This window comes from Paraburkholderia sp. BR10936, from assembly GCF_040965735.1.
Classification (GTDB): Bacteria; Pseudomonadota; Gammaproteobacteria; order Burkholderiales; family Burkholderiaceae; genus Paraburkholderia; species Paraburkholderia nodosa_A.
The window spans coordinates 12,919-33,294 of sequence record NZ_JBFRCM010000025.1 but is presented as its reverse complement, the minus strand read 5'-3'; the positions used below and the strand labels follow the sequence as shown (position 1 = coordinate 33,294).

The 20,376-nt window shown below is 58.0% G+C and carries 17 protein-coding genes and 7 pseudogenes; 15 read left to right on the top strand and 9 right to left on the bottom strand.

The features are described from left to right. Positions 1-60: 60 nt before the first annotated feature. From AB4Y36_RS35415 to AB4Y36_RS35395, 5 genes and pseudogenes are all read right to left on the bottom strand, one after another. Positions 61-783, bottom strand: a pseudogene (locus tag AB4Y36_RS35415) (IS6 family transposase). Positions 784-835: 52 nt separating this feature from the next. Next, positions 836-950, bottom strand: a pseudogene (locus AB4Y36_RS35410) (transposase); the annotation flags it as partial. Positions 951-963: 13 nt separating this feature from the next. Further along, a complete protein-coding gene (locus tag AB4Y36_RS35405) occupies positions 964-1,233 on the bottom strand; it encodes a hypothetical protein (protein ID WP_368685448.1) in 270 nt (89 codons plus the stop codon). Between the two features lie 25 nt (positions 1,234-1,258). Continuing rightward, a pseudogene (locus tag AB4Y36_RS35400) lies at positions 1,259-1,547 on the bottom strand (helix-turn-helix domain-containing protein); the annotation flags it as partial. Between the two features lie 231 nt (positions 1,548-1,778). After that, positions 1,779-2,155: pseudogene (locus tag AB4Y36_RS35395) on the bottom strand (transposase). Positions 2,156-2,959: 804 nt separating this feature from the next. On the opposite strand from AB4Y36_RS35395, the gene AB4Y36_RS35390 reads away from it, so the two are divergent. From AB4Y36_RS35390 to AB4Y36_RS35380, 3 genes are all read left to right on the top strand, one after another. After that, positions 2,960-4,231 carry an acyl-CoA dehydrogenase family protein gene (locus tag AB4Y36_RS35390; protein WP_218108682.1) on the top strand — a complete coding sequence of 424 codons (1,272 nt, stop codon included), beginning with the start codon at positions 2,960-2,962 and terminating at the stop codon, positions 4,229-4,231. Positions 4,232-4,475: 244 nt separating this feature from the next. Then, entirely contained in the window at positions 4,476-5,501 is a 1,026-nt protein-coding gene (locus AB4Y36_RS35385; protein ID WP_069268311.1) for an aldo/keto reductase, read from the top strand. Positions 5,502-6,253: 752 nt separating this feature from the next. Next, positions 6,254-7,060 (top strand): class I SAM-dependent methyltransferase, encoded by an 807-nt coding sequence (locus AB4Y36_RS35380; RefSeq protein WP_083245587.1) that lies wholly within the window; start codon positions 6,254-6,256, stop codon positions 7,058-7,060. Between the two features lie 77 nt (positions 7,061-7,137). Here AB4Y36_RS35380 and AB4Y36_RS35375 read toward each other — a convergent pair. Further along, positions 7,138-7,759 (bottom strand): annotated as a pseudogene (locus tag AB4Y36_RS35375) (transposase); the annotation flags it as partial. 113 nt (positions 7,760-7,872) lie between these two features. Between AB4Y36_RS35375 and AB4Y36_RS35370 the strand changes: the two are divergent. Next, positions 7,873-8,316: a universal stress protein gene (locus AB4Y36_RS35370; RefSeq protein WP_368685447.1), complete on the top strand. Its 444-nt coding sequence runs from the start codon at positions 7,873-7,875 to the stop codon at positions 8,314-8,316. A 48-nt stretch (positions 8,317-8,364) separates the two neighbouring features. On the opposite strand, the pseudogene AB4Y36_RS35365 reads toward AB4Y36_RS35370, so the two are convergent. From AB4Y36_RS35365 to AB4Y36_RS35355, 3 genes and pseudogenes are all read right to left on the bottom strand, one after another. Continuing rightward, positions 8,365-9,531: pseudogene (locus AB4Y36_RS35365) on the bottom strand (IS3 family transposase). Between the two features lie 187 nt (positions 9,532-9,718). After that, positions 9,719-11,033 (bottom strand): annotated as a pseudogene (locus AB4Y36_RS35360) (IS701 family transposase). A gap of 243 nt (positions 11,034-11,276) precedes the next feature. Then, positions 11,277-12,503, bottom strand: a complete 1,227-nt coding sequence (locus tag AB4Y36_RS35355; RefSeq protein WP_368619625.1) for a transposase — start codon at positions 12,501-12,503, stop codon at positions 11,277-11,279. A 537-nt stretch (positions 12,504-13,040) separates the two neighbouring features. Between AB4Y36_RS35355 and AB4Y36_RS35350 the strand changes: the two genes are divergently transcribed. From AB4Y36_RS35350 to AB4Y36_RS35300, 11 genes are all read left to right on the top strand, one after another. Further along, positions 13,041-13,544, top strand: a complete 504-nt coding sequence (locus AB4Y36_RS35350) for a hypothetical protein (protein ID WP_342950269.1) — start codon at positions 13,041-13,043, stop codon at positions 13,542-13,544. Continuing rightward, positions 13,517-13,768 (top strand): hypothetical protein, encoded by a 252-nt coding sequence (locus tag AB4Y36_RS35345; protein ID WP_342950270.1) that lies wholly within the window; start codon positions 13,517-13,519, stop codon positions 13,766-13,768. The genes AB4Y36_RS35350 and AB4Y36_RS35345 overlap by 28 nt, the downstream gene beginning before the upstream one ends. Positions 13,769-13,790: 22 nt before the next feature. After that, on the top strand, positions 13,791-13,991 hold the full coding sequence (locus AB4Y36_RS35340; RefSeq protein WP_368619626.1) for an EamA family transporter: 201 nt from the start codon (positions 13,791-13,793) through the stop codon (positions 13,989-13,991). Between the two features lie 158 nt (positions 13,992-14,149). Further along, positions 14,150-14,866: a hypothetical protein gene (locus tag AB4Y36_RS35335; protein WP_368619627.1), complete on the top strand. Its 717-nt coding sequence runs from the start codon at positions 14,150-14,152 to the stop codon at positions 14,864-14,866. Positions 14,867-15,190: 324 nt separating this feature from the next. Beyond that, positions 15,191-15,451: a hypothetical protein gene (locus AB4Y36_RS35330; RefSeq protein ID WP_368619628.1), complete on the top strand. Its 261-nt coding sequence runs from the start codon at positions 15,191-15,193 to the stop codon at positions 15,449-15,451. A 29-nt stretch (positions 15,452-15,480) separates the two neighbouring features. After that, the gene (locus AB4Y36_RS35325) at positions 15,481-15,867 is read left to right on the top strand and encodes an ATP-grasp domain-containing protein (RefSeq protein ID WP_069268307.1); all 387 of its coding nucleotides are present in this window, start codon (positions 15,481-15,483) and stop codon (positions 15,865-15,867) included. Between the two features lie 650 nt (positions 15,868-16,517). Continuing rightward, positions 16,518-18,023 carry a toluene monooxygenase gene (locus tag AB4Y36_RS35320; RefSeq protein ID WP_368619629.1) on the top strand — a complete coding sequence of 502 codons (1,506 nt, stop codon included), beginning with the start codon at positions 16,518-16,520 and terminating at the stop codon, positions 18,021-18,023. A gap of 24 nt (positions 18,024-18,047) precedes the next feature. Next, on the top strand, positions 18,048-18,308 hold the full coding sequence (locus tag AB4Y36_RS35315; RefSeq protein WP_342925261.1) for a toluene-4-monooxygenase system B family protein: 261 nt from the start codon (positions 18,048-18,050) through the stop codon (positions 18,306-18,308). Between the two features lie 7 nt (positions 18,309-18,315). Beyond that, complete coding sequence (locus AB4Y36_RS35310) at positions 18,316-18,651, top strand: Rieske 2Fe-2S domain-containing protein (RefSeq protein ID WP_069268304.1); 336 nt, start codon at positions 18,316-18,318, stop codon at positions 18,649-18,651. A gap of 19 nt (positions 18,652-18,670) precedes the next feature. Next, the gene (locus AB4Y36_RS35305; protein WP_368619630.1) at positions 18,671-18,985 is read left to right on the top strand and encodes an MmoB/DmpM family protein; all 315 of its coding nucleotides are present in this window, start codon (positions 18,671-18,673) and stop codon (positions 18,983-18,985) included. Between the two features lie 12 nt (positions 18,986-18,997). Further along, the gene (locus tag AB4Y36_RS35300; RefSeq protein ID WP_069268302.1) at positions 18,998-19,984 is read left to right on the top strand and encodes an aromatic/alkene monooxygenase hydroxylase subunit beta; all 987 of its coding nucleotides are present in this window, start codon (positions 18,998-19,000) and stop codon (positions 19,982-19,984) included. The last annotated feature ends 392 nt before the right edge of the window (positions 19,985-20,376 follow it).

The window sequence follows — 20,376 nt, the reverse complement described above, 5'->3', positions numbered from 1 at the left end:
CTGGCTTTGTCAAGTTAAGCGATGGAGTTTGCCAAACCCCATTAACAATAGGCATCCTTATCAGATAACCATGCAGTTCGTACCGGTCCACTCAAACCAGCAGCGCAGGTGCGCCTGAAGTTCAGCTCTATGGCAGGCTGCGCTCATTTGATGCCGGGGCAACGCCGAAATGCTGACGGATCGGTCCGAAGCGCGTAAGAAACGCCTGCGTTCGGTGTGGATCGCGAAACCCCTGCGTTTGACACTAACGCCCGCGCGTGGGCTGGTGGCTATTCTCGGCGCGGTTGTTGACCCCGGCAGAGGCCTTCACGAAGAGGTGCTTCACACCGACCAGCTCGGTCACTTCCGCTTTGGCTGCCGGGTAGCTCCGCAACTGGTCGGTAACGATCTTCGTGGGCACCGGGGGTGCGAGCAGAGCCCCCCTGAAGAAGCGTTTGGCCGCAGCCTTGTCGCGGCGCTCTTGCAGCAGCACATCTAAGCTCTGCTCCATGTTCGTCCACCGCGCGTCACAGCACGTACGACCCGCCGCGCAGCTTCACGAACATTTCATCGAGATGCCAGGTGGAGCCAGGCTTTGCGCGCGCGGCTTTCCCGCGCCGCGTGGGCCCCGAACCGGTCGCACCAGTTTCGCACCGACTCGTAGCTGACCATCACGCCGCGCTCGAGCAATAACTCCTCCACGTCGCTCAGGCTCAGGTTAAAGCGGTAGTACCAGCGTACCGCGCAGCTGATGATCGCGGCCGGAAAACGCAAACCATAGTACGGCGTTTTGTTCCTCTTCACCCTCTCATTCTAACCGCCTTCGACTTGAAAAAGCCAAACAGACGGCCGCCAGCCATCGTTGTGTCTGCTGGTACACGAGTTGCCACGGCGTATAAATTGGTCGGCAGCACTCGCCACGCCGCCCAAGCGCGAGCCATCCAGCGCAACGCATTGAGCATCTCGCGCAAGATCGGTTGATCGCTATTCAATGCCTCCTTGCTTGCCGTCTCGCTCGTGAATATCTTTATCGGACAGATCGTGACGGCGGGCTTTGTCGCATCGATTATTCAGATCCAGACGACAGAATGGGCTCGCGAGGATATCCTCCACGTGACTAGTTGAAAATTGTGAGCGGAGCGCCACCCCAATTGCTTGCCAATTGGTAAAGGCACCGCTTTCGGCGAATTCGAAGGCCTTTTTTCGGATTCGCTCGCGCCGCTCCATCGTGTCGGTGTCGATCATATTCTTCATAGTCGTCCAGCTTCAGTGCGAATTAAAACTTGAACTGCAACGGCGTGAGGCCCCGTACGGCTTGCGCCAGCCAGCGCATCTCCTCGGCAGTGACCTTGGCGCCCGGCCGAGGACCGGCTCGACGAGCAAGGCGCTTTGTCCGCCGTTGGCGAAGTCGGCCAGCCAACGATAGACGCTGCGTTCGTTCACCCCGCAGGCCGCCACTACACTCGCCACGTCCTGTCGTTCGCCAACGGCTTCACTGCTTGCTGGCGCATTGCCTGCAACCTCACGTGATCCAGTTTCCGGCCATAGGGATGACGTTTGGATTTCATGCTCGTACTGTCTCGTCATTGTGACAATACTTTGAAAATGTTAGTAAACGCGGTGCGCCACGCGCTAACGGCTTGCCGCACGCTTGCGCACCTGCATTCGCAAAGATACTCATGCGACTCGACATCGACGTTGATATGCATCATATGGTTCTTGGGAGACGGGCTCACCCGTAGAATTGGCGTTGTCACGTTAAGGTACGAGATGCAAGAGCGCACAGGACGTACATTCGCTCAGAAATTGGACGGATCTTGGGTGAGCCTAGTGAAGCGATGCCACCCGGCAGAGCGTGCGTCGAGCTGTTTGCGATAGAGTGATGCACGCAGTAAATGTCGCTTGAGCGCGAAGTGCTGGCGAATCGGTCCGAAGCTCGATAAGAACGCTTGTGTGCGACCAGGATCGCGGAAACCACACATCCGGCGTTCGCGCTCACGCGTAGGTTGATGGCTGTTTTCGGCACCGTCTCGTAACTGACAACGACAGCGCGCTCGAACAGCAGTTCTTCAATATCACACAGGCTAAATTGGAACCAGAAACACCGCCGAACCGCGAGACTAATGATTGCCGCTGGGAAGCGGTGGCCGTGATAAAGCGATTTTCTTTTCTTCATCGAGACATCTTACGTTACAGTGCCCTCGCTAGTCCTGATAGTCGGACATTAACGCAGTTGGGTCGACATCGGCGGTTATTCCCTTCGCGTCATGCCCACCCGCATGACGCGCCTTTTTTCGCTACATTTACTCCTTGGCAGCATGCTTTCTGCTGAGGTGTGAGTGGCCTGCCGTTAAGAATCTAAACGCGGGTTAGCATCGCTCGCGCCGGGTTTTGACGGCGCCGCACCGATCGACTTCCAGCATGCAAGCATACAGCTCAACGCCATGTGGATAAGACGATTGTCACGCGCGGTGAACGCGAAACCGTCAACTGGAATATCTGAGCGGTCATCTCTCGGCGATGCAATGATTGCGACATTACTATAACTGAACGACATTTCAATTCTTTTGATATTAATTGCCTTGCGTCTCTACTGAACGCGAGGCACACTTCTGAAAGCGTGTATAAAGTATTAGATCCGTCGACGAACAATAGATTTGTCAACCCGAGGCCGAACCGCGAGTGCCTATTTGCGCGGGTCTTGCATTCCAACCACGCTAAGCGCACAGGAGGAAAACCCATGGTCCGGCTCACCAATCCCCCGCCTACAGCCACAATTGATGCTTGCCACATAAACCACAGAAATGAACGCACGCTGCCCGTCACAGAACCAATAGCATATAGACTGCAGCCGGGTAGGCGATTAGCACGAGAACCGCGTAATGCTGGTCAATCATGACGTAAGGCGCAACAACTAACCACCGCCGCACTGAACCTGTCATAGGTGAAGGCATGCTCGCTCATTTAATTAATCAGACACATGCTGAAACTAATGAAGCAAAGTAATGCTCTACACGAGTCAGATCGCCCGGTGCCAAAGGGGCATCAAGCTGAAATTCAAGCCCCCTCTGACGACGAGGGCCTGGAGATCTCGTCAGTTGCAGCCGGTCGGATCCTCGACGCGATTCGCGATCTTGCCCCGGACATGCTCGCGCGCGTAACCGAAATCGAAGCCGGACGATGCATGCCGTCCGACCTTATCGAGAAATTGCGATCGATCGGGGTGTTCCGCGTGTTCGTGCCACGCAGCCGTGGAGGATTAGAGTTAGATTTGCCTTGGGGAATGGAAGTGATCAGCGCGTTGGCTCGGCTCGACGGGTCAGTCGGCTGGACCGCGATGATCGGCATTTCATCGGCAATTATGAGCCCTCGATTGCCGAGACAGACTTACGATCTGATGTATCAGGAGAAGTCGGACATCATCATAGCTAGCGTATCCATGCCTGGAGGCACCGCCGAGAAAGTGCCAGGTGGGTGGCAGATCAGCGGCCGTTGGCCGTTCGCCAGTTGTTGCCGCAACGCCGACTGGATGGCGGGTCTGTGTGTCATGTCGGAAGGAGGAAAGCCACTCCTTGGCCCGGCAGGGGATGCCGGGCCAGCCTTGGTCCGGGGTGTCGCCTTGCCGGCCTCGGCTTGGCATATTGAAGACACTTGGCACGCCTCCGGCCTCAGAGGTACCGGCAGTCACCACATAGCCCTACAGAACGTACTCGCGTCGGAGGCCAATTTTTTCGACTTTCCGGCTGGCGCATCATGCGAACCGGGACCGCTTTATCAAGCTTGGCGGCACCTCCAGTCGGTGCTTATTGGCGCGGTCTGCGTAGGCATCGCGGAGGGCGCGTTGTCGGATGTTGCCGAGCTCGCCCAAAGCGGCAGGCAACAACTTCGAGCGCCGGCTCCTATGCGCGACTCGGAGATGGTCTTGGGCGAGCTGGGCCGAATTGAGGCAGATGTGCGTGCGGCGCGGGCGGCCATGCAGGTTCAGGCGGAGAGTCACTGGCGGCACGCCTTGGCCGGCACGCTGAATGGCCAAGCGCTGTACAGCGAGGGCATACAGACTGGAATCTGGATTGCGACGATCTGTGCCCGCGCAGCGCATGCCTGCTTTACCCTGGCCGGCGGTGTCGCAGTGTATGAATCTTCACCACTTCAGCGGCGGCTGCGCGATCTGCAGGCGGCTGCGCAACACGCCATGGTCCACCAGCGGCACTACGCGGAAGCTGGTCGGATGATGCTGGAGCGGGTCGTATGAACGTCAAGGTCGGACAAATGGCCATAGAACGGATCGGGGAACGGCAGGAGGCTTTAGGAGTGGCAGGCCTGCGTATCAGCCTTCCGCATGTCCATACTCAGCGAATTCCAAGCGCGCCAACCTCCCGATCGGTCGGCTTTCCTCCTATATGGTTAGTTATCCGATCGGCGTTGGCAATGCCAGTTCAACCCCTCGCAAGCACACCGGGGCCGCACCATGATGACCGTTATAAGGCGCAACTAAGATGCAGAGTATCCAGCTCGCCCCAAACTACGAGATTTCACGAGTGATCCACGGAGGCTGGCAACTCGCGAGTGGCCACTGCACGCCCCGAAGCGAAGATCCCGTGGCGGACCTGGTGGCCTTCGCGGATGCCGGAATAACCACCTTCGACTGTGCCGACATCTATACCGGGGTCGAAGAACTGATCGGTCATTTTAGAAGGCGCTATCGCGATCTGCGAGGGGAAGAGGCCCTCGCCCGAATCAAAGTCCATACCAAATTTGTGCCGCATTTAGACATACTACGGCGCATCAGCAAGTCTTATGTCGAGAGGGTGATCGACCAGTCACTGCAACGCCTCAACCAGGAGCGGCTCGACCTCGTACAACTCCACTGGTGGGAATACCGAGAGCCACGTTGGATCGAGGTGGCGCTGTGGCTCGATGATCTTCGCCGCGCCGGCAAGATTGATAAGATCGGCGGCACCAATTTCGACACTTACCATATGCTGGAGATCGTGAACGCAGGAGTGCCGTTTACCTGCATGCAGGTGCAGTATTCGCTGCTCGACGGACGTCCAGAGCGGCGGATGGCTGCGGCGGCAGTCGAGTACGGTATCCCCCTTCTGTGCTATGGAACCGTGGCAGGCGGCTTCCTCGCCGACAGATGGTTCGGCGCACCGGAACCGACATGGGAGCTGGAGAACCGTTCGCTGGTCAAATATAAGCGGATTATCGACGACATCGGCGGTTGGGATCTATTCCAGGCCCTTCTGACAATGCTCCGCCAGATCGCGGACCGGCACGGATCCGACATCGCCACAGTCGCCAGCGCTGCGATGCTCGACCGACCGGGGGTGGCGGCCGTCATCATCGGCGCGCGCGACCGCACTCATCTAGCCTCGAACGTCGCCATCTCAGGTCTCACCTTGACCGCCAAGGATATGGACCTTATCACCGGCGTTCTGGCAGAAGCGACGGAGCTTGAGGGGGATGTCTATGGGCTGGAGCGCGACGACCAAAACGGTAATCGCACCCGCAAACCCTGATTCACCTCAATCTAGGCCGGTATCCGGATATAAGTTGGAGAGAGTTGAATGAGAAACGCTTTACCGCCTAAGCGGGCCTTCGGCATCTTGGACGACGACGATTTGCGCAATTGGACAACAATACGTGGACCGCCTCGGGCTAGCCGAAGCCTGTCAACAGCGAGGCTTTTACGCCTACCCTCTGGCGGAGCACCATTTTACGGCGCATTGACGACGCCGTTCCTGTCGAGCGTCGCACAGCGCGCCGCGTAACTTCGTCTCGGCCCTCTAGTCATGCTGCTTATAGCCTTCGTCATCCGCTACTTGCGCTTGAAGAGATCTGCATGCTTTATCACCTGAACGGTGGTGGGTTCGAAACAGCACAGGCTCGGCTCTCTTCCGATCAAGCGAGGTTACTTCGGGATAGATGTGGACGCGGTGCCAGAACGTTACTTCAAAGCAAGCGAGATTCTAATGGAGGCGATAAAAGGTGGCGCCCTTTCGTATCGGGACCACCGTTTTCAGCTAGACAACGGCCCTTTGACTGATGCCCCATCAAGGTCCGTGCCAACCGCCACCAATGGACCAGAGTCTGCGGGCAGGGCCGCTGCAATCGGCGCAAAATTCGCATCCGCAGCGCCCGCGTCGTCTTTCGCAAGTCGGCCCCTGAAATGCGAAAACCCGAGGGCACATCACCAGGGGCCAAGACGAGAGCATAACGGTTGCAAAAGCCGCGTCACTCAATCGAAATTAAGAATTCTCAATGAGGCAATATGGGCTACATCATAAAAACGGATGACAGTGCCAGGCTAAGACTCGGCATCCAAAGCCGGTTATACGAACAGTCCAGTGTCGACCTTATAAGCAGAGCCGGCACGCTTCGCGGAAGGAAGATCCTTGAAGTTGGCTGCGGTAGTGGCGCAATGACACTGAATCTGGCGCGCGCGGTTGGACATCAAGGAACGGTGACGGCTATAGATAACAGTCCGGCGCAGCTAGATGCGTCCCGCGAATTGGTAAGAGAAAATGGTTTCAAGAATGTTCGCTTTTTCGAAGGTGACGTTAATTGCCTAAATCATTTGGATAACTCATATGACTTAGTCTATTGTCGGATGGTGCTCCATCATGTGGCGGATGCTGATCACGCGATTCGTGAAATGGTGAATGCGCTCCGCCCAGATGGCCATTTGCTGTGCGAAGAGCCGGTGATTCATGACGGCTCATTCTCTTTTCCACCGTCTGAAGCAATCGATGAGTTTATAAGAATCTTAAGATCTTGTTTTATCGTGAACGGCCGTGATTACAATATCGCCTTCCGTATGGAGAGTGTTATCAGGAATCTCGGTTTGACAATTGAACATTACCGCTTATATCACCCGTTACTCAATTCAGCCAAAGATAGGTTGCTTTACGCGATGAGCTTGAGTGACCTCGCGCCGCAGATGATCAAAAACGGAATAATCGATCCTTCGTCAGCTTCTGAACTTCATGAGAAACTAGTACACGTGGCGAATTCTGAGACAACAATGACTTGGGCGAGGATGCACAGCGTTCTGGCACGGAATTGTTCAAAGGCTTAGAGACGGCTTCGTAAAATTGTTGGGCTTGCTGAAAGGTGTTCCAGCAGATCACCCAACAGCCAGCTTAGAAGGCGCTTTGCAGCTCTGTTAAGGGCTGCGCAGTGGAAGAGAATAAGCAGGGAGAACACGACGAAATGCAAACCAGCCAAGGTTTTGGGCAAACCCTCGTAGTTTCTGGCCAGTCGTCTGAGGCGGTTGAGCCAGCCGAAACTGCGCTCCCCCACCCAACGACGCCGCAACAGTACAAAGCCTTCATTTGCCTCCGGCAACCTGACCACGCGAAGCTCGATGCCTTCATCGCGAGCGGCTTCTGTGGGCTCTTCGCCGGTGTAGCCTTGGTCAGCGAACGCGATTCTCACCGTCTCCCCCGTAGCCTGCTCGACCTGTCGCGCCAGTTCCCGATCTATGCACGCTCCTGTTCACTCGGCGGCGTGACATGCGCGCCCAGTGGTTGCCCAAATGTACGCACGGGCAGGGTATATGAGCTTACTACCCGTCATAGCCTGCGCGTGGACCACGCTACCACTTCGACTGCAGAGCGCGTCCATCGAGAATGCCCCCACTGACCCCGGCGATCGTGCGTCACGCAGATAATCAACCGCAGACACTTACCATTTATTTGAAACAGCCTGCCTGGAACCAGCGCTGCGTCTACTGGTAGACCGTCTCCCAAGGCGGAAAGTCATTGGGGGTTAGTTTCCCCAGTCTGGCCTACCGCCGCAGCCCTCTCCCATAGCATCGGACGCCGGATTTCGACGAAGTAATACGATTGATTCGCGAATTATCAACTTCACAAGTCTAACGGACTCCTAGTGTCTGACTATCAAAGCATTCTTGTTTATTACGACGGATCGGAAGAAAGCCAGCAAGCTCTGAATCGTATTCCCGAGCTGCGCTGGCAAGGAGCGGGTGAACTCCATGTGCTTACTGTTGCCGACATTTCCACTGCACTCATATCGACAGCTGGGATCGTGACCGACCTTGCTTATTCAACATATTTAAGCAATACATCACAGTTGCTGGACAACGCGCTTTGTCGTCTGAAAAGCGAAGGCATTAGGGCGAGCGGCTACCTTTCTCACGGTACAGTGGTCGACAGTGTCGTGCACTACGCGGAGCGATTGAATGCTGGTTTGATCGTGGCGGGATTTCGCCATCGTCAAGGAATTTCGAGGCTATGGCGTGGCCGCCCTTGGCAATTCGATTTGATCGAGCGTTTGGTTGGCCGAATGGTTGTTATTGTCTCTCAAATCTGACGCCAGCATTGAGGTTCCCTCGGTTTTTCGCCTTCCAGAGTTTTCTGGTTACGCGGCCACATCCTTGGCCTGCTGAGCTTTGATGCAGTCTTGCAGCAACTGAACCGGCGATACAAAGCCGAGCGACGAATGAGGACGACCGCGGTTGTAAAACACTTCAAAGTATCCGAACAGGTCCACCATCGCTTCCTGATGGGTACGGTATCGCGTAGCATGCCCCCGTTCGTTCTTCAGGCTGTTGAAGAAGCTCTCCGTCGGGGCGTGTCCCAACAGTTTCCCTTGCGGCTCATCGAGCAGCACATACCGTATTGCGCCAGCTTGCGCTGGAAGTCGTCGCTGGCATATTCGCCACCCCTGTCCGAATGGTGCAGCGCGCCGGGCTCGGGCTGGCGTCGGAACCATGCCATTGTCAGCGCGTCCGTCACGATGTCAGCCGTCATGCGCGGCTTGATCGATCAGCTGACAACTTCCCGCTTAAACAGGTCCAGCACGATCGCAAGATACAGCCAGCCCTCATCGGTCTAGATGTACGTGATGTCCGATGTATAGACCTGATTCGGCGCTGTCGGCGTGAAAATCGCGCCCCAGCAGATTTTCCGCGACCGGGAGCTTGTGCTTCGAGTTCGTCGTGACAGGGTAACGTCGCTTGTGCCGAGCCCGCATGCCGTTCTCGCGCATGAGCCGCTCGACCCGCTCCTTGCAGGCCGGAAAGCCGCGTGCGCAAACTTCCTCGGTCATCCGTGGTGAGCCATAGGCGTTCTTGACCGCGGCGTGGATAGACTGGATCAGGGCGAGCAACTGGGCCTCTGTGAGACGCTCGCGCCCGGGCGTGCCGCCGCGCATCCACGTCCGATACCGACAGGACCCGCACAGCGCCGACAGCGGATAGTGCCGGCGATGCGAATCAATCCGGGCATACTTCACAGGAGGTCCTTCACGAACAACGCCGCCGCTTTTTTTTCCGATTTCAAGTTCCATCTGCAGACGCTTGTCCTCAGCCCCCAGGCGTGAGAACTCCATCTGTTCCGGCGTGGCAGCCTTTGTCCCCGGGACATTGAGTGTGCCTGCCTCATCGGCCTTGACCCAGTTGCGCAGCGACTGGTGGGAAATCCCCAGTTCACGAGCAACATCCCGCGCGCTTTGCCCGTCCTTCACTCGCTTTACCGCGATCGTCCTGAACTCAGCGGTGTATGCCTGCTTTGGTACCTTGAACATCGATTCTTTCCTTCCTTCGGGTCGAGTTTACACATGACCTACTGGAAGGCGAAAATTCTGGGGAAGCTCATATATCCTTATGTCTTACTGTGTCACATAATTAGTTGCGCGCTCTATTGCCGCGCAGGAAGAGAGCCATCGTTGCATGAGTCTTTGTCCAAGCAGGATGCGCAACGTAGTGATGGAATCAGGAATGTGGCGTTGAGCGCGCTGGACTGCCCCGCGGGATGTAATCCGGAGGAAGGGCAGGCAGCGCGCGTTCAAGGAAGTTTTTTATCGCGTCCATCTGGTCGCATTCGGAGTCGCTGAGCCATCAGAAACGCATACGAGGCGATACTCAGTGTGGCGTGGTGGTGAAAGCCACGCCAGCCCCTCCCTTCATGATGACCGAGCCCAAATTCCTGTTTCAGGTCCTGATAGTCGCGCTCGATGCGCCAGCGCATCTTGGTCACGAACACAAGCTGCTCAAGTGTCGCTTCCTCGGGGGCGGTAGCGAGAAAGTATTTGAGCGGCTCCGTTTTGCCATCGGGCCATTCGATGAGCAGCCATTCTTCGTCGCGGACGGCGCTTCGCCAATAGTCGCGATGTGCGGGACGAACCCGTACGGCGGCAAAGCGTGAGGATAGTGCTGCGTTGCTGCCTTCCCGCCAGGTTACGGATTGCCAGGCGTTCACGGGTAATTGCATGTCCAGCTCCTTCACGGCGATCGGCTCGTGGCCGGGCGCACGGCGCAACAATGTCGGCGGCTTGCCGCGCCCGCTCCAGGGCTTGGGCGGAAGCGGCTCCATACCGGGCGCCCACACTGAAGTGCCAGGCCGGATCCCTACCGCATACAACAAACCCAGTTCAGTTATGCTTTCCCGAAAAGCGGTTTTATCGCCGTACCCGGCATCTGCGAGCACAATGCCCGGTGCAATGCCGGATGCTATAGCCTCTCGAAGTTGGGCCAGCGCAATCTGTGGTTTCGTCTCGAAGGTGAGATCGTCGGGAGTGCCGGCATAACGCGCTCGTTCACGGTCGTCAATCCATTCCTTGGGGACATACAGCTGCCAGGCAATCAGCAGACTGCCGCGTTGCGTCGCGATCGACAGGCTTACGGCGACCTGACAGTTGTCCTGCTTTCCGAGCTGCCCGCCGTACTGACGTGCCACCTCGACCGAATGACGTCCCTTCTTTGGAAAACCGGTGTCGTCAATAATCCAGTAATAACCGTTCTCTTCGGCTGCGTGTGCGTCTAACGCAGGCATCACCCATTCTCGTACCCGCTGCAAGACCGCACGGTCAGACCAGTCTGCCCTGGCTACAAAGTGGTGGAGAGACTAGTGCTTCGCACTCGCGTGAAGTGGGTCAATGTGCGCGGCCATTGGCTCGACACTCTTGCGCGACAGGGGCAAAACCAAGCCCGAACAGTAGCCGCTGAGGCCGGCATGGCGATCGGCATGCCCTAACGCCTGCCCAAGATGATTCGGATATGTCTCAAATTCGTCGACATCTTCTCTCATCGATCGCCCGAAGTCTATAGTATTCAATGCGACCAGGTATCGCTTTGCCGCAAACAGATTTTGTGACACAGTAAGACTTCTATGGTGCAATGGAAGTCAAGCCCTTTCGCGATCCGTTTTCCCGTCAGTTATCTCCCGAGCGCGACAGGTGGTTATCCACGGCCGGCCGGCGGGGTCGTCTGTTACGACCACGACGCTGGCCGTGGACAACCTGCTCGATCAGATGTTTTGCAATCCTCCATATCAAGCGAGAACAGTAGTGAGGTCGGGGTGTCTGAAGTCCGGGCACTTGACCGGACCAACTTCTATCCGTTCCGGCACGAGACCGGGCACCACATACCGCATGCGCAAGGCGCTGGAACCGCCCCTTATGGACGCGCCCCATCTAGAACTACGGTCACCTGCGAAGGTGACCCGCTTACTGTCCGGGCGCGCCGAACCTTCAAACGCTGCTGCCGCTCGACGTTGGCTACTCAGGTCGCTGTCACCTTCTTCGCAGGGGCTTGAGGGTTGCCCCGAGGGGAATCTCGCCGAATGCGCCATAGCGCGACCGCCAGACGTCTGGCAAGTGCCACAATGCCGATGCGTCGCATACGCTTGTCGCCGCCTGCAAAGCGCTCGTTGAACCAATCGCTTAGCTGGCTGCTGGGCTGGAAGCGCAACCAGTTCCACCATCAGCCATCGCGCTCGCTTGTTGCCGATCTTGCTGATGCCCTGCTCAACTTCACTGGTGCCGCTGGCATAGGGCGTCGGGGCTAAGCCCAGGCAGCCGGCCACTTCACGGCGGTTGTGAAACTGCCGCCAACCAAACAGTTCCCTGATCAGGACCCAGGCACTGCCGGTGCCGATACCCGCAAGGAGCGCGAGCCGCGCAATCGCGGGTTGCGCACCGCTGCGCACTTCGCGCTGCTGCTGTACCTCGAGCGCCCTGATCTGGCCTGGCAGCGAGCAACAGCCGTTCGAATTCGCGTTCGATCTCGGAGCGCAGGGCAGGCAACAGCTGTGCAGTGTGCTGCGTCCACCAGTGCGCCCACGCGCGGCCACCGATTCGCTCGGGCCGCAGGTTGTGGAGTACAGCAGCGAGCGGATGCGGTTGCTATGGGCAGTGCGCTCCTGCCTCAGGCGAGCGAGTTCACGGTGTACCCGCCGCTCATCTTCCTGTTCGGGGGTGGGGATACGTGCGACCGCCCAAGCCCGGCGCTCACCACCGTAGTAACGCATCAGCATCGACAGAAGCTTGTCGCTGTCGAGACGGTCGGTCTTGACGCGACGTCTGCGCCGGTTCACTTCGATACTGGCTGAATCCACCACCAGGTTCGTGATCTGATGTGCTTCCAGGCAGCGGCGAAGCCAGAAGCCGTCACGCCCGGCTTCATAACAGCTGCGCACCGGGGCATCGATGGTCAGATGACAGCGCGCTTTGGCTTTTGAAATCGCCGTAAAGACCGCGGCCGTATCGCCAGCGGCCACTGTGCAGCGGCTCGGGAGTGCACTCCATCGCCCAGCGAGAGCTTCCAGTTCTTGTCACCCAGTTCAAAGGCGACGTACAGCGATCCGGTGATGGTTGTATCCTGCCCATGAAGGGCCGTGCGAGGCGCATTCATTTGCGTACCACCTCGGAAAACGGGTGTCGGAATCCTCGTTTTACTCCAGGAGGCTTACTTCCGCGGCCCTTCCCTAGTATCTAGCAGGCTGTTGAAATACACCTCACTGATGCGCGGGATGCCTTTCCAAAGAGTCGCTGCGTCGGTTGGGTTTGTGTCGATTTGTTACCGGGCGCTCCCGCGCAAGCCCACTCCTGCCGAGAAGCGTGCGGTCGGTTCCGTCACTTCACAAGACGTGCATTCTAGCGCTCCGATCTTACCGCGACAAAACCATTTACCTGCAGAACAAGCTTTTTCTGGATCGCGAATCATCGATATGATTGATGCGCTCAAAAATATTAATGGCTCATACGAAGCGGATCTGCGCTGTTAGGATTCTCCCGTCGTTGCCACGAAGCCGAGTATGAGCGAAGATTTAGATGCCGTCCAAGCGAATCGTATCGACACCGGGCTTGAGCCAGTTAACGGCGATGCGTTTGATGCTAACGCCCTTGGTTCTGAGCCGTCTTCGCAACGTTTTTCCAGCGTGCTCGCGCCTGCCATGGCTATCGCATCGATGTGCAGCAGCGTGCAGCTTGGTGCTGCATTGTCGCGACCCGTGATGATCCGATACGGTACGCTCAGCACGACTTGGCTGCGTCTTTGTTTCGCGGGATTGGTACTCGCGATCGCGATGCGACCGCCGCTCCATGCCTACTCCCGACAGCGCTGGATCGCCGCTCTCGTTCTCGGTAGCGCCATGGCCGGCATGATGCTGTGCTACTTCGAAGCCGTGCAACGCGTGCCCCTTGGTCTCGGAGTCGCCATCAGCTTCATTGGCCCCCTCTTCGTCGCGATGGCCGGCATCCGCAAATTCCGGATGCTAGTGTGGTGTGGCCCATGGTGGCGATGGTCGGCGTCGTCCTGATTGCGCGGCAGGGCGGCATATGGACCACCTCGCTCGCCGCGCTGGTCTTTCCGATTGGGGCTGCGCTCGGCTGCGCAACCTACATCGTGATGATGAAACGAGTCGGCACGCTGTTCGATGGCCTGCAGGGGCTCTCAATGTCGCTGATCGTCGCGGCCCTTGTCACCACGCCGTTTGGTCTTGCGCAAAGCGGTGGCCATCTGCCCCGCCGCTCAACTGATTGACGCCGCATATCTCGCGGTACTCGTGCCGCTCCTGCCCTACGTACTCGAAATGTTCGCGCTGCGGCGCATGACGGCGTCCGCGTTCGGCATTCTGATGAGCGTCGAACCCGCCATTGCCGCCGCAATCGGTTTTATCGTCTTCGGTCAGCCTATGACGGGCTTGCAAAGCATCGGCACGTTGCTCGTGGTCTGCGCCAGTACAGCCTGCTGTCGCCAAAAATAGGCCAGTGTTGCCGGCAATTGGATCGTCGTCTCGCACTGCATTTTTTTCCAAGTCTTCGAATGTTGCCGAGACACTAACTAGGGATGGTTCGCTTCGTCGTTGTATGTGTCGCGCTCGCGATGCTGTTTCCCTTCATGTAGTTTTACTGGAGACTGAAAATGGCCCACCAAGATCGTGCCCGTTTCGAACCGGTTGCAGACTGTGAAATGCAGGCGCTCTTTTCCGCCTCGCCCGACACCGCCGCGTTTCACCGCGGCGAACGGATCGACCGCGAATACTATCGGCGGCATCTCGTCGAGACAGTGCTGCGCATCCGCCTGAACAATGAAATCGATGCATTCGCGCTCTACAAGATTGGCTTCAAGGACAATCAACTCGCGCAGATCCTCTCGCAATACCTCGCCGAGCAATACGGCCACGAAGGACTCTTTCTGCGCGACATCAAAAAATTTGGCCTCACCGCCGAACGGATTGACACCATTCAGCCGCTCCACTCGACCAGCAAGCTGATCAATTACTTGTATCTCAGCATCGAACGCGATGGCCCGTTGCCGACGATGGTGTGGAACTGGTTCGTCGAATGGTATTCGGGCCGCTACAATAAGACGATCACCGAGGCTGCGGGTCGAGCCTTCGGCCACCACACCGTTAAGGGTTCACTTGGCCATATCCAATACGACAAACCGCGCGACCGCGACGGTCTGATGTGCGCCTCCCTCCAGCGGGCGATCGACGGATGGGGTGGCATCGACAAGGCCGAAATGCATCTGCGCAACTTGCTTGGTCGGCGATTACTTCGACGAACTGAAGGCAGAAACCGGGCGCCAGTCGGAGGTGGTCGTCGCATGAGGAGCGCATCATGGCTACTGTCGTAGTAGAGCCCGTCTCATCGGGCACCGCGCCGGTCGCTGCAGCGCAGCGGCTCGGGCATCCGGTACACGCGTTCTGCGCAGATACTCGCATCGTGCCGCCAACGCACCTACGGACCGTCGCGTCGCTGACGAGTGTCGACACTGGCTCGGCTGATGACGTCGCTGCGGCGGTGCGGACAGTCGGAGGCATCGACGCGCTCGTTGCCGGCTTTGAGTACGCGGTCGACATCGTCGCGCAGACGGCCGCACAATTGGGCTTACCTCATCTAGCGCCCGAAGCGGCCGCGCTCACAACGCGACAAATACCGTTGCCGTCGGCGACTTAGCATGTCCGGGCTCGCCGTCCCGCGTTTCGCGTCGATCGCGAAGCGTGGCGACGTCGCCCGCGCGGCGGCGCACGTCGGATTTCCTGCCATAGTGAAGGCGGTCGATGGTTGCGGCAGCCTACTGGTGCGCCGCGTCGATTCCCTCGCGCCGTTGCACGCGATAATCCGCAGCGTTGCGAATCGATCTGTGCCGGACATGGGCCGCGAAGTCGGTCAAGCGATGATGCTTGAAAGTATCTCGACGGCCCCGAGTACAGCGTAGAAGGCTACGTCGGTCCACTCGGTCCGCGCGTGCTTGCCGTTACCGAAAAGATCCTCGGGCCCGAGCCGTACTTCGTCGAGATGGGACATGTGGTCGACGCTACGCTCGACGAGCGCGACCCAGCTCGGCTGAGCGCGTATGTCGAAACGGTGGCGAGACAGATCGGCTTGACGCTGGGCGTGTTTCATGCGGAAGTGCGCATGACGCGCGACGGTCCCACGCTGATCGAAATCGCCGTGCGGCTCGGTGGCGACCGGATCTATCGGCTCGTTGAGCTAGCTAAGTCAATCTCGATTACTGTCAACGCTACGCGCAGACCAGTACTGCCGATGTTCTTATTGGATACACGGCTGCCTGTAGTCGCTGAACGCCTCCCCATGTCAGAGCTCCGCATTGCAGCTCAGAAACCACAATGAGGCCCGGCGCAATAGCTACCAGTATTCGTCTTCTCGAACATTCCAGTGCTTGCACTCCACGCTGGCTCGCCTGTTGCCCACCGCCTACAAGGCAACACCGTCACCGAAAGACCCTTCTTCCCCGGAATCAGTTGACCGCGACAGTTCGCTTTAACGTTGTCCGAGTTTTTGTCGAAGAAGTGCCACATTGCGCGTTATCTATATAACAATCCAGACATTCCCGCCTAGTGCATTCAGGTCGCGGCAGACGCGCTAACTCATTCGGAATCAAGGATCGGGGGCTTGGGTCTGTGGTTATGCCGGCAGACAGAACAATCCCTCGACGAGAAGGACCCGGGACGCACTCTCAGTTAATGCCGAGTGGATTCGGTCCTGCGAAAAAAGACCTGGTACCGGCCTTGTGTCACGCGGCAGCTTTCGCGCTTGCCCGCGTTGCTGGTTTTCTAACTCCTCGCCCGTGGAAACTAGCGCATTCGGATCGCCCCCCGGCAACGGGCGCGTATATCTTCGATCTCCCTTTCCCGGGACTTCTTCCTCGCCGATGCAATCAGGTCGGCACATTGGCACCGATTTTGCTCTGAGGTAACCCGCCCGGCGGATGCAATAGTGCTCCGGCAAACCAAATCGCGACTTACGAAGGAGACTTGACCATGGCGTTATTGGAACGCGTCGACTGGTACGACATCGCCCGCGCCAACAATTGGACCCCGTCCTACGTGTCGGATTCGGATCTCTTTCCCGACATCATGTCTGGCGCACAAGGTATTCCGATGGTCCAATGGGAGAGCTACGACGAGCCGTACAAGACGTCGTATCCCGAGTACGTCCGTATCCAGCGCGAAAAAGACGCTGGTGCCTATGCTGTGAAGGCAGCCCTGAATTGCTGCCGCAGCTTCGAGGATACCGATCCAGGCTGGCTTTCCATCCTTAAGGCCCATTACGGCGCCATTGCACTCGGCGAGTATGCGGCAATGAGCGCCGAAGCACGCATGGTTCGCTTCGGCCGTGCACCAGGGATGCGCAACATGGCCACCTTCGGCATGCTCGACGAAAACCGTCACGGGCAGTTGCAGCTCTACTTCCCTCACGACTACTGTGCAAAAGACAGGCAGTTTGACTGGGCGCACAAGGCCTGTCACACGAACCAGTGGGGTGCAATTGCCGCCCGCAACACATTTGACGACCTTTTTATGTCCCGCAGCGCGATCGAGATCGCGGTTATGCTCACCTTCGCGTTCGAAACGGGCTTCACCAATGTACAGTTCCTCGGTCTGGCAGCCGACGCAGTCAACGTCGGCGATTTCACTTTCGCAAGCCTGATCTCCAGCATTCAAACGGACGAATCGCGACATGCGCAAATCGGCGGCCCGGCGCTGCACATTCTGATTGCAAACGGCCGTAAGACGGAGGCCCAGAAGCTCGTGGATGTCGCAATCGCACGGACATGGCGCCTGTTCTGTCTGCTCACGGGATCGTCGATGGACTACGCCACGCCGATCGAGCACCGCAACCAGTCGTTCAAGGAATTCGCGCGCGAGTGGATCGTCAGTCAGTTTGAGCGGACACTCATCGATCTCGGCCTCGATTTGCCCTGGTACTGGGACCAGTTGATCAATGAATTCGATTACCAGCACCACGCCTATCAGCTAGGCATCTGGTTTTGGCGTCCCACGGTTTGGTGGGACCCCGCAGCTGGCGTGACGCCCGAATGCCGCGACTGGCTGGAAGAAAAATATCCCGGCTGGAACAACTCGTTCGGCAAGGTATGGGACGTCATTATCGAAAACCTGCTCCTCGGCCGCCGGGAACTTACGATGCCCGAAACGCTGCCTGTCCTCTGCAACATGAGCCAGTTGCCCATTTGCGCCATTCCGGGCGATGGCTGGAACGTGAAGGACTACCCTCTAGACCATAACGGCCGCAGGTATCACTTCAATTCGGAAATCGACCGCTGGGTCTTCCAGCAGGACCCGGTTCGTTACCGCGATCACCTCACGCTCGTCGATCGCCTCCTCGCCGGTCATATCCAGCCACCCGACCTGTTGGGCGCGTTGAACTACATGGGGCTCGCGCCGGGCGAAATGGGCGACGACGCGCACCAGTATGCATGGGTCGAATCGTACCGAGGACCCGTGACAACAAAACAAGCCGCCTGAGGCTGCCACGCAAACGAGGACGACATGGCACTCTTCCATGTGATCTCAAATTTTCAATACGACTTCGTATTGCAGCTGTTGCCGGTGGATACCGGCAATACGATGGATGAAGTTGCGGCCGCCGCCGCGTTCCATTCCGTGGGCCGACGCGTCATCCCACGGCCTGACAAGGTTGTGCGCGTGCGGCGCCAGGGCGCCGGGCAGTTCTACGCGCGCGACGCAAAGCTCGGCGAGACGGATATCAAGCCGATGGAAACGCTCGAATTCATCTTTTGCGACGAATGAGGTCGAAATGAAGTACCAGAAAGTCTGCACGCTCGACGACCTTTGGGCAGGCGAGATGATCGAAGCGGAGGTGGATGGCCGCGTGATTGTGGTGGTGAACTCAGAAGGCGGCGAGCCGCACGCCTTTCGGGGCGCTTGTCCGCATCAGGCGATTCCGCTCGGGGAAGGAAAGTTCGACGGCCGCGTGCTGATGTGCCGCGCGCATCAATGGACCTTCGACGTGAATACCGGCAAAGGAATCAATCCTGGCGACTCCCGGCTTCGCGAATACCCCGCAAAGATCGAGGGCGAAGACGTTCTCGTTGCGGTGGGCAGCGTTGAAACCCTCTTTGCCCATTCCTGAACGTCACAGAGAACCGATCATGACCACCGAAACCACCGCCTTGGCTTACCGCAACAACCGCGTGGGTCCCGTGCTTCGTGCGGGCAGCATTACGGCGGGCGTCATCGAAGCCGCGCACGAAGACAACCCCGGCAAGACGATCCGCGTGGACGACAAATTCGCGTATGTGCGCATCGATACGGATGGCGAACTGATCCTCCGCCGCTCCACGCTTGAGGAAACGCTTGGCCGACCGTTCATGATGTGCGAGCTGGAAGTCAGCCTCAGCTCGTTTTCAGGCCGCATCGAAACAACCGAATGCTACGTGCGGTTTTACTACGAGAAAACGCTTTAACCGGAGACGAGCATGACTGAGCCCGAAGTCCTCAAGCCGCTGAAAACATGGAGCCATCTAGCCGCGCGGCGGCGCAAGCCAAGCGAGTATGAGATCGTCTCGACGAACTTGCACTATACCACCGACAACCCCGACGCCCCCTTCGAACTGGACCCTAACTTCGAAATGGCGCAATGGTTCAAGCGCAACCGCAACGCCTCGCCGCTGCGACATCCCGACTGGAACGCATTTCGTGATCCAGACCAGATCGTCTATCGCACGTACAACCTGCTGCAGGATGGTCAGGAAACTTACGTATATGGTCTCCTCGACCAGTTCTCCACGCGCGGTCACGACGCCCAACTCGCCCGGCCATGGGCGGCCTCGCTCGCACGCGTCTATACCCCCGCTCGCTTCCTGTTTCATGCGCTGCAGATGGGCTCAGCGTATCTGGTCCAGATGGCCCCCGCTTCCACGATCTCCAACTGTGCCGCATACCAGACCGCTGACTCTCTGCGCTGGCTCACGCACACCGCGTATCGCACCAAAGAACTGTCCCTGACTTTTGCGGACCTCGGCTTCGGCAGCGATGAGCGGCGCCGCTGGGAACTCGACCCGCCTTGGCAGGGCTGGCGAAAACTAGTTGAAGAAGCACTCACCGCGTGGGACTGGGCTGAATGCTTTGTCGCGCTAAATCTCGTGGTACGCCCGGCAGTGGAAGAGACCGTATTGCGCGGCCTCGGCGTCACGGCGCGCCAAAACGGCGATATCCTACTCGGCCTTCTTACCGATGCGCAGCTCATTGACACCGAGCGGCATCGGCGTTGGGCCAAGGAGCTCGTTCGCATGGCCATCGAACAGGAAGGCAATCACGCCGTGCTGCGTGCGTGGGTGCACAAATGGGAGCCGCTTGCCATTGACGCCATAACAGCATGGTGCGCCGTCTTGCCGGACGCACGCGGAGCTAGCGCACGCGCGAAGGTAGCCACGCGCGAATTCCGGCGTTCGATCCGACTGTGAGTCAATAGGCCTTGAATGAAGGAAGTGTCGTCGGAAGCCCGCCCGCTCCGACAATTTGGGGAACGTCAAACGTAACAACACCTAGAGCGGAGCTTTAGATCATGAGGACAATCCTTGCAGCTTCGGCGATTGTATGCACCCATCTGCACGATTACCTAAGCCAAGACCATCGGCAGCGGGCTCACGGAGGCGGGCACGCTTCGAGCAAATGTATCGGTGTCGTGGCTTGATGATCCCGGCTAGCCCTTGCTCCGAATGAATGATGTTGCGGCGTGAGCCCGAGCCAAGCGGCAAGTTTCCCTGGGCGTGTCGATGTCTATCGTTTGTAGGATCCGTCCGTCTGCTCCGACATAAGCGACGGGCTAATTAATCAGTATTTCCTTTCCAAATAG

Bases quoted from the DNA above. Each gene is read 5' to 3' on its own strand.
- AB4Y36_RS35345 (WP_342950270.1), top strand. From the start codon at position 13,517: ATGGTGGCGATGGTCGGCGTCGTCCTGATTGCGCGGCAGGGCGGCATA.
- AB4Y36_RS35315 (WP_342925261.1), top strand. From the start codon at position 18,048: ATGGCACTCTTCCATGTGATCTCAAATTTTCAATACGACTTCGTATTG.
- AB4Y36_RS35380 (WP_083245587.1), top strand. From the start codon at position 6,254: ATGGGCTACATCATAAAAACGGATGACAGTGCCAGGCTAAGACTCGGC.
- AB4Y36_RS35305 (WP_368619630.1), top strand. From the start codon at position 18,671: ATGACCACCGAAACCACCGCCTTGGCTTACCGCAACAACCGCGTGGGT.
- AB4Y36_RS35320 (WP_368619629.1), top strand. From the start codon at position 16,518: ATGGCGTTATTGGAACGCGTCGACTGGTACGACATCGCCCGCGCCAAC.
- AB4Y36_RS35405 (WP_368685448.1), bottom strand. From the start codon at position 1,233: ATGAAGAATATGATCGACACCGACACGATGGAGCGGCGCGAGCGAATC.
- AB4Y36_RS35300 (WP_069268302.1), top strand. From the start codon at position 18,998: ATGACTGAGCCCGAAGTCCTCAAGCCGCTGAAAACATGGAGCCATCTA.
- AB4Y36_RS35335 (WP_368619627.1), top strand. From the start codon at position 14,150: ATGGCCCACCAAGATCGTGCCCGTTTCGAACCGGTTGCAGACTGTGAA.
- AB4Y36_RS35385 (WP_069268311.1), top strand. From the start codon at position 4,476: ATGCAGAGTATCCAGCTCGCCCCAAACTACGAGATTTCACGAGTGATC.
- AB4Y36_RS35330 (WP_368619628.1), top strand. From the start codon at position 15,191: ATGTCCGGGCTCGCCGTCCCGCGTTTCGCGTCGATCGCGAAGCGTGGC.
- AB4Y36_RS35310 (WP_069268304.1), top strand. From the start codon at position 18,316: ATGAAGTACCAGAAAGTCTGCACGCTCGACGACCTTTGGGCAGGCGAG.
- AB4Y36_RS35390 (WP_218108682.1), top strand. From the start codon at position 2,960: ATGCTGAAACTAATGAAGCAAAGTAATGCTCTACACGAGTCAGATCGC.
- AB4Y36_RS35350 (WP_342950269.1), top strand. From the start codon at position 13,041: ATGAGCGAAGATTTAGATGCCGTCCAAGCGAATCGTATCGACACCGGG.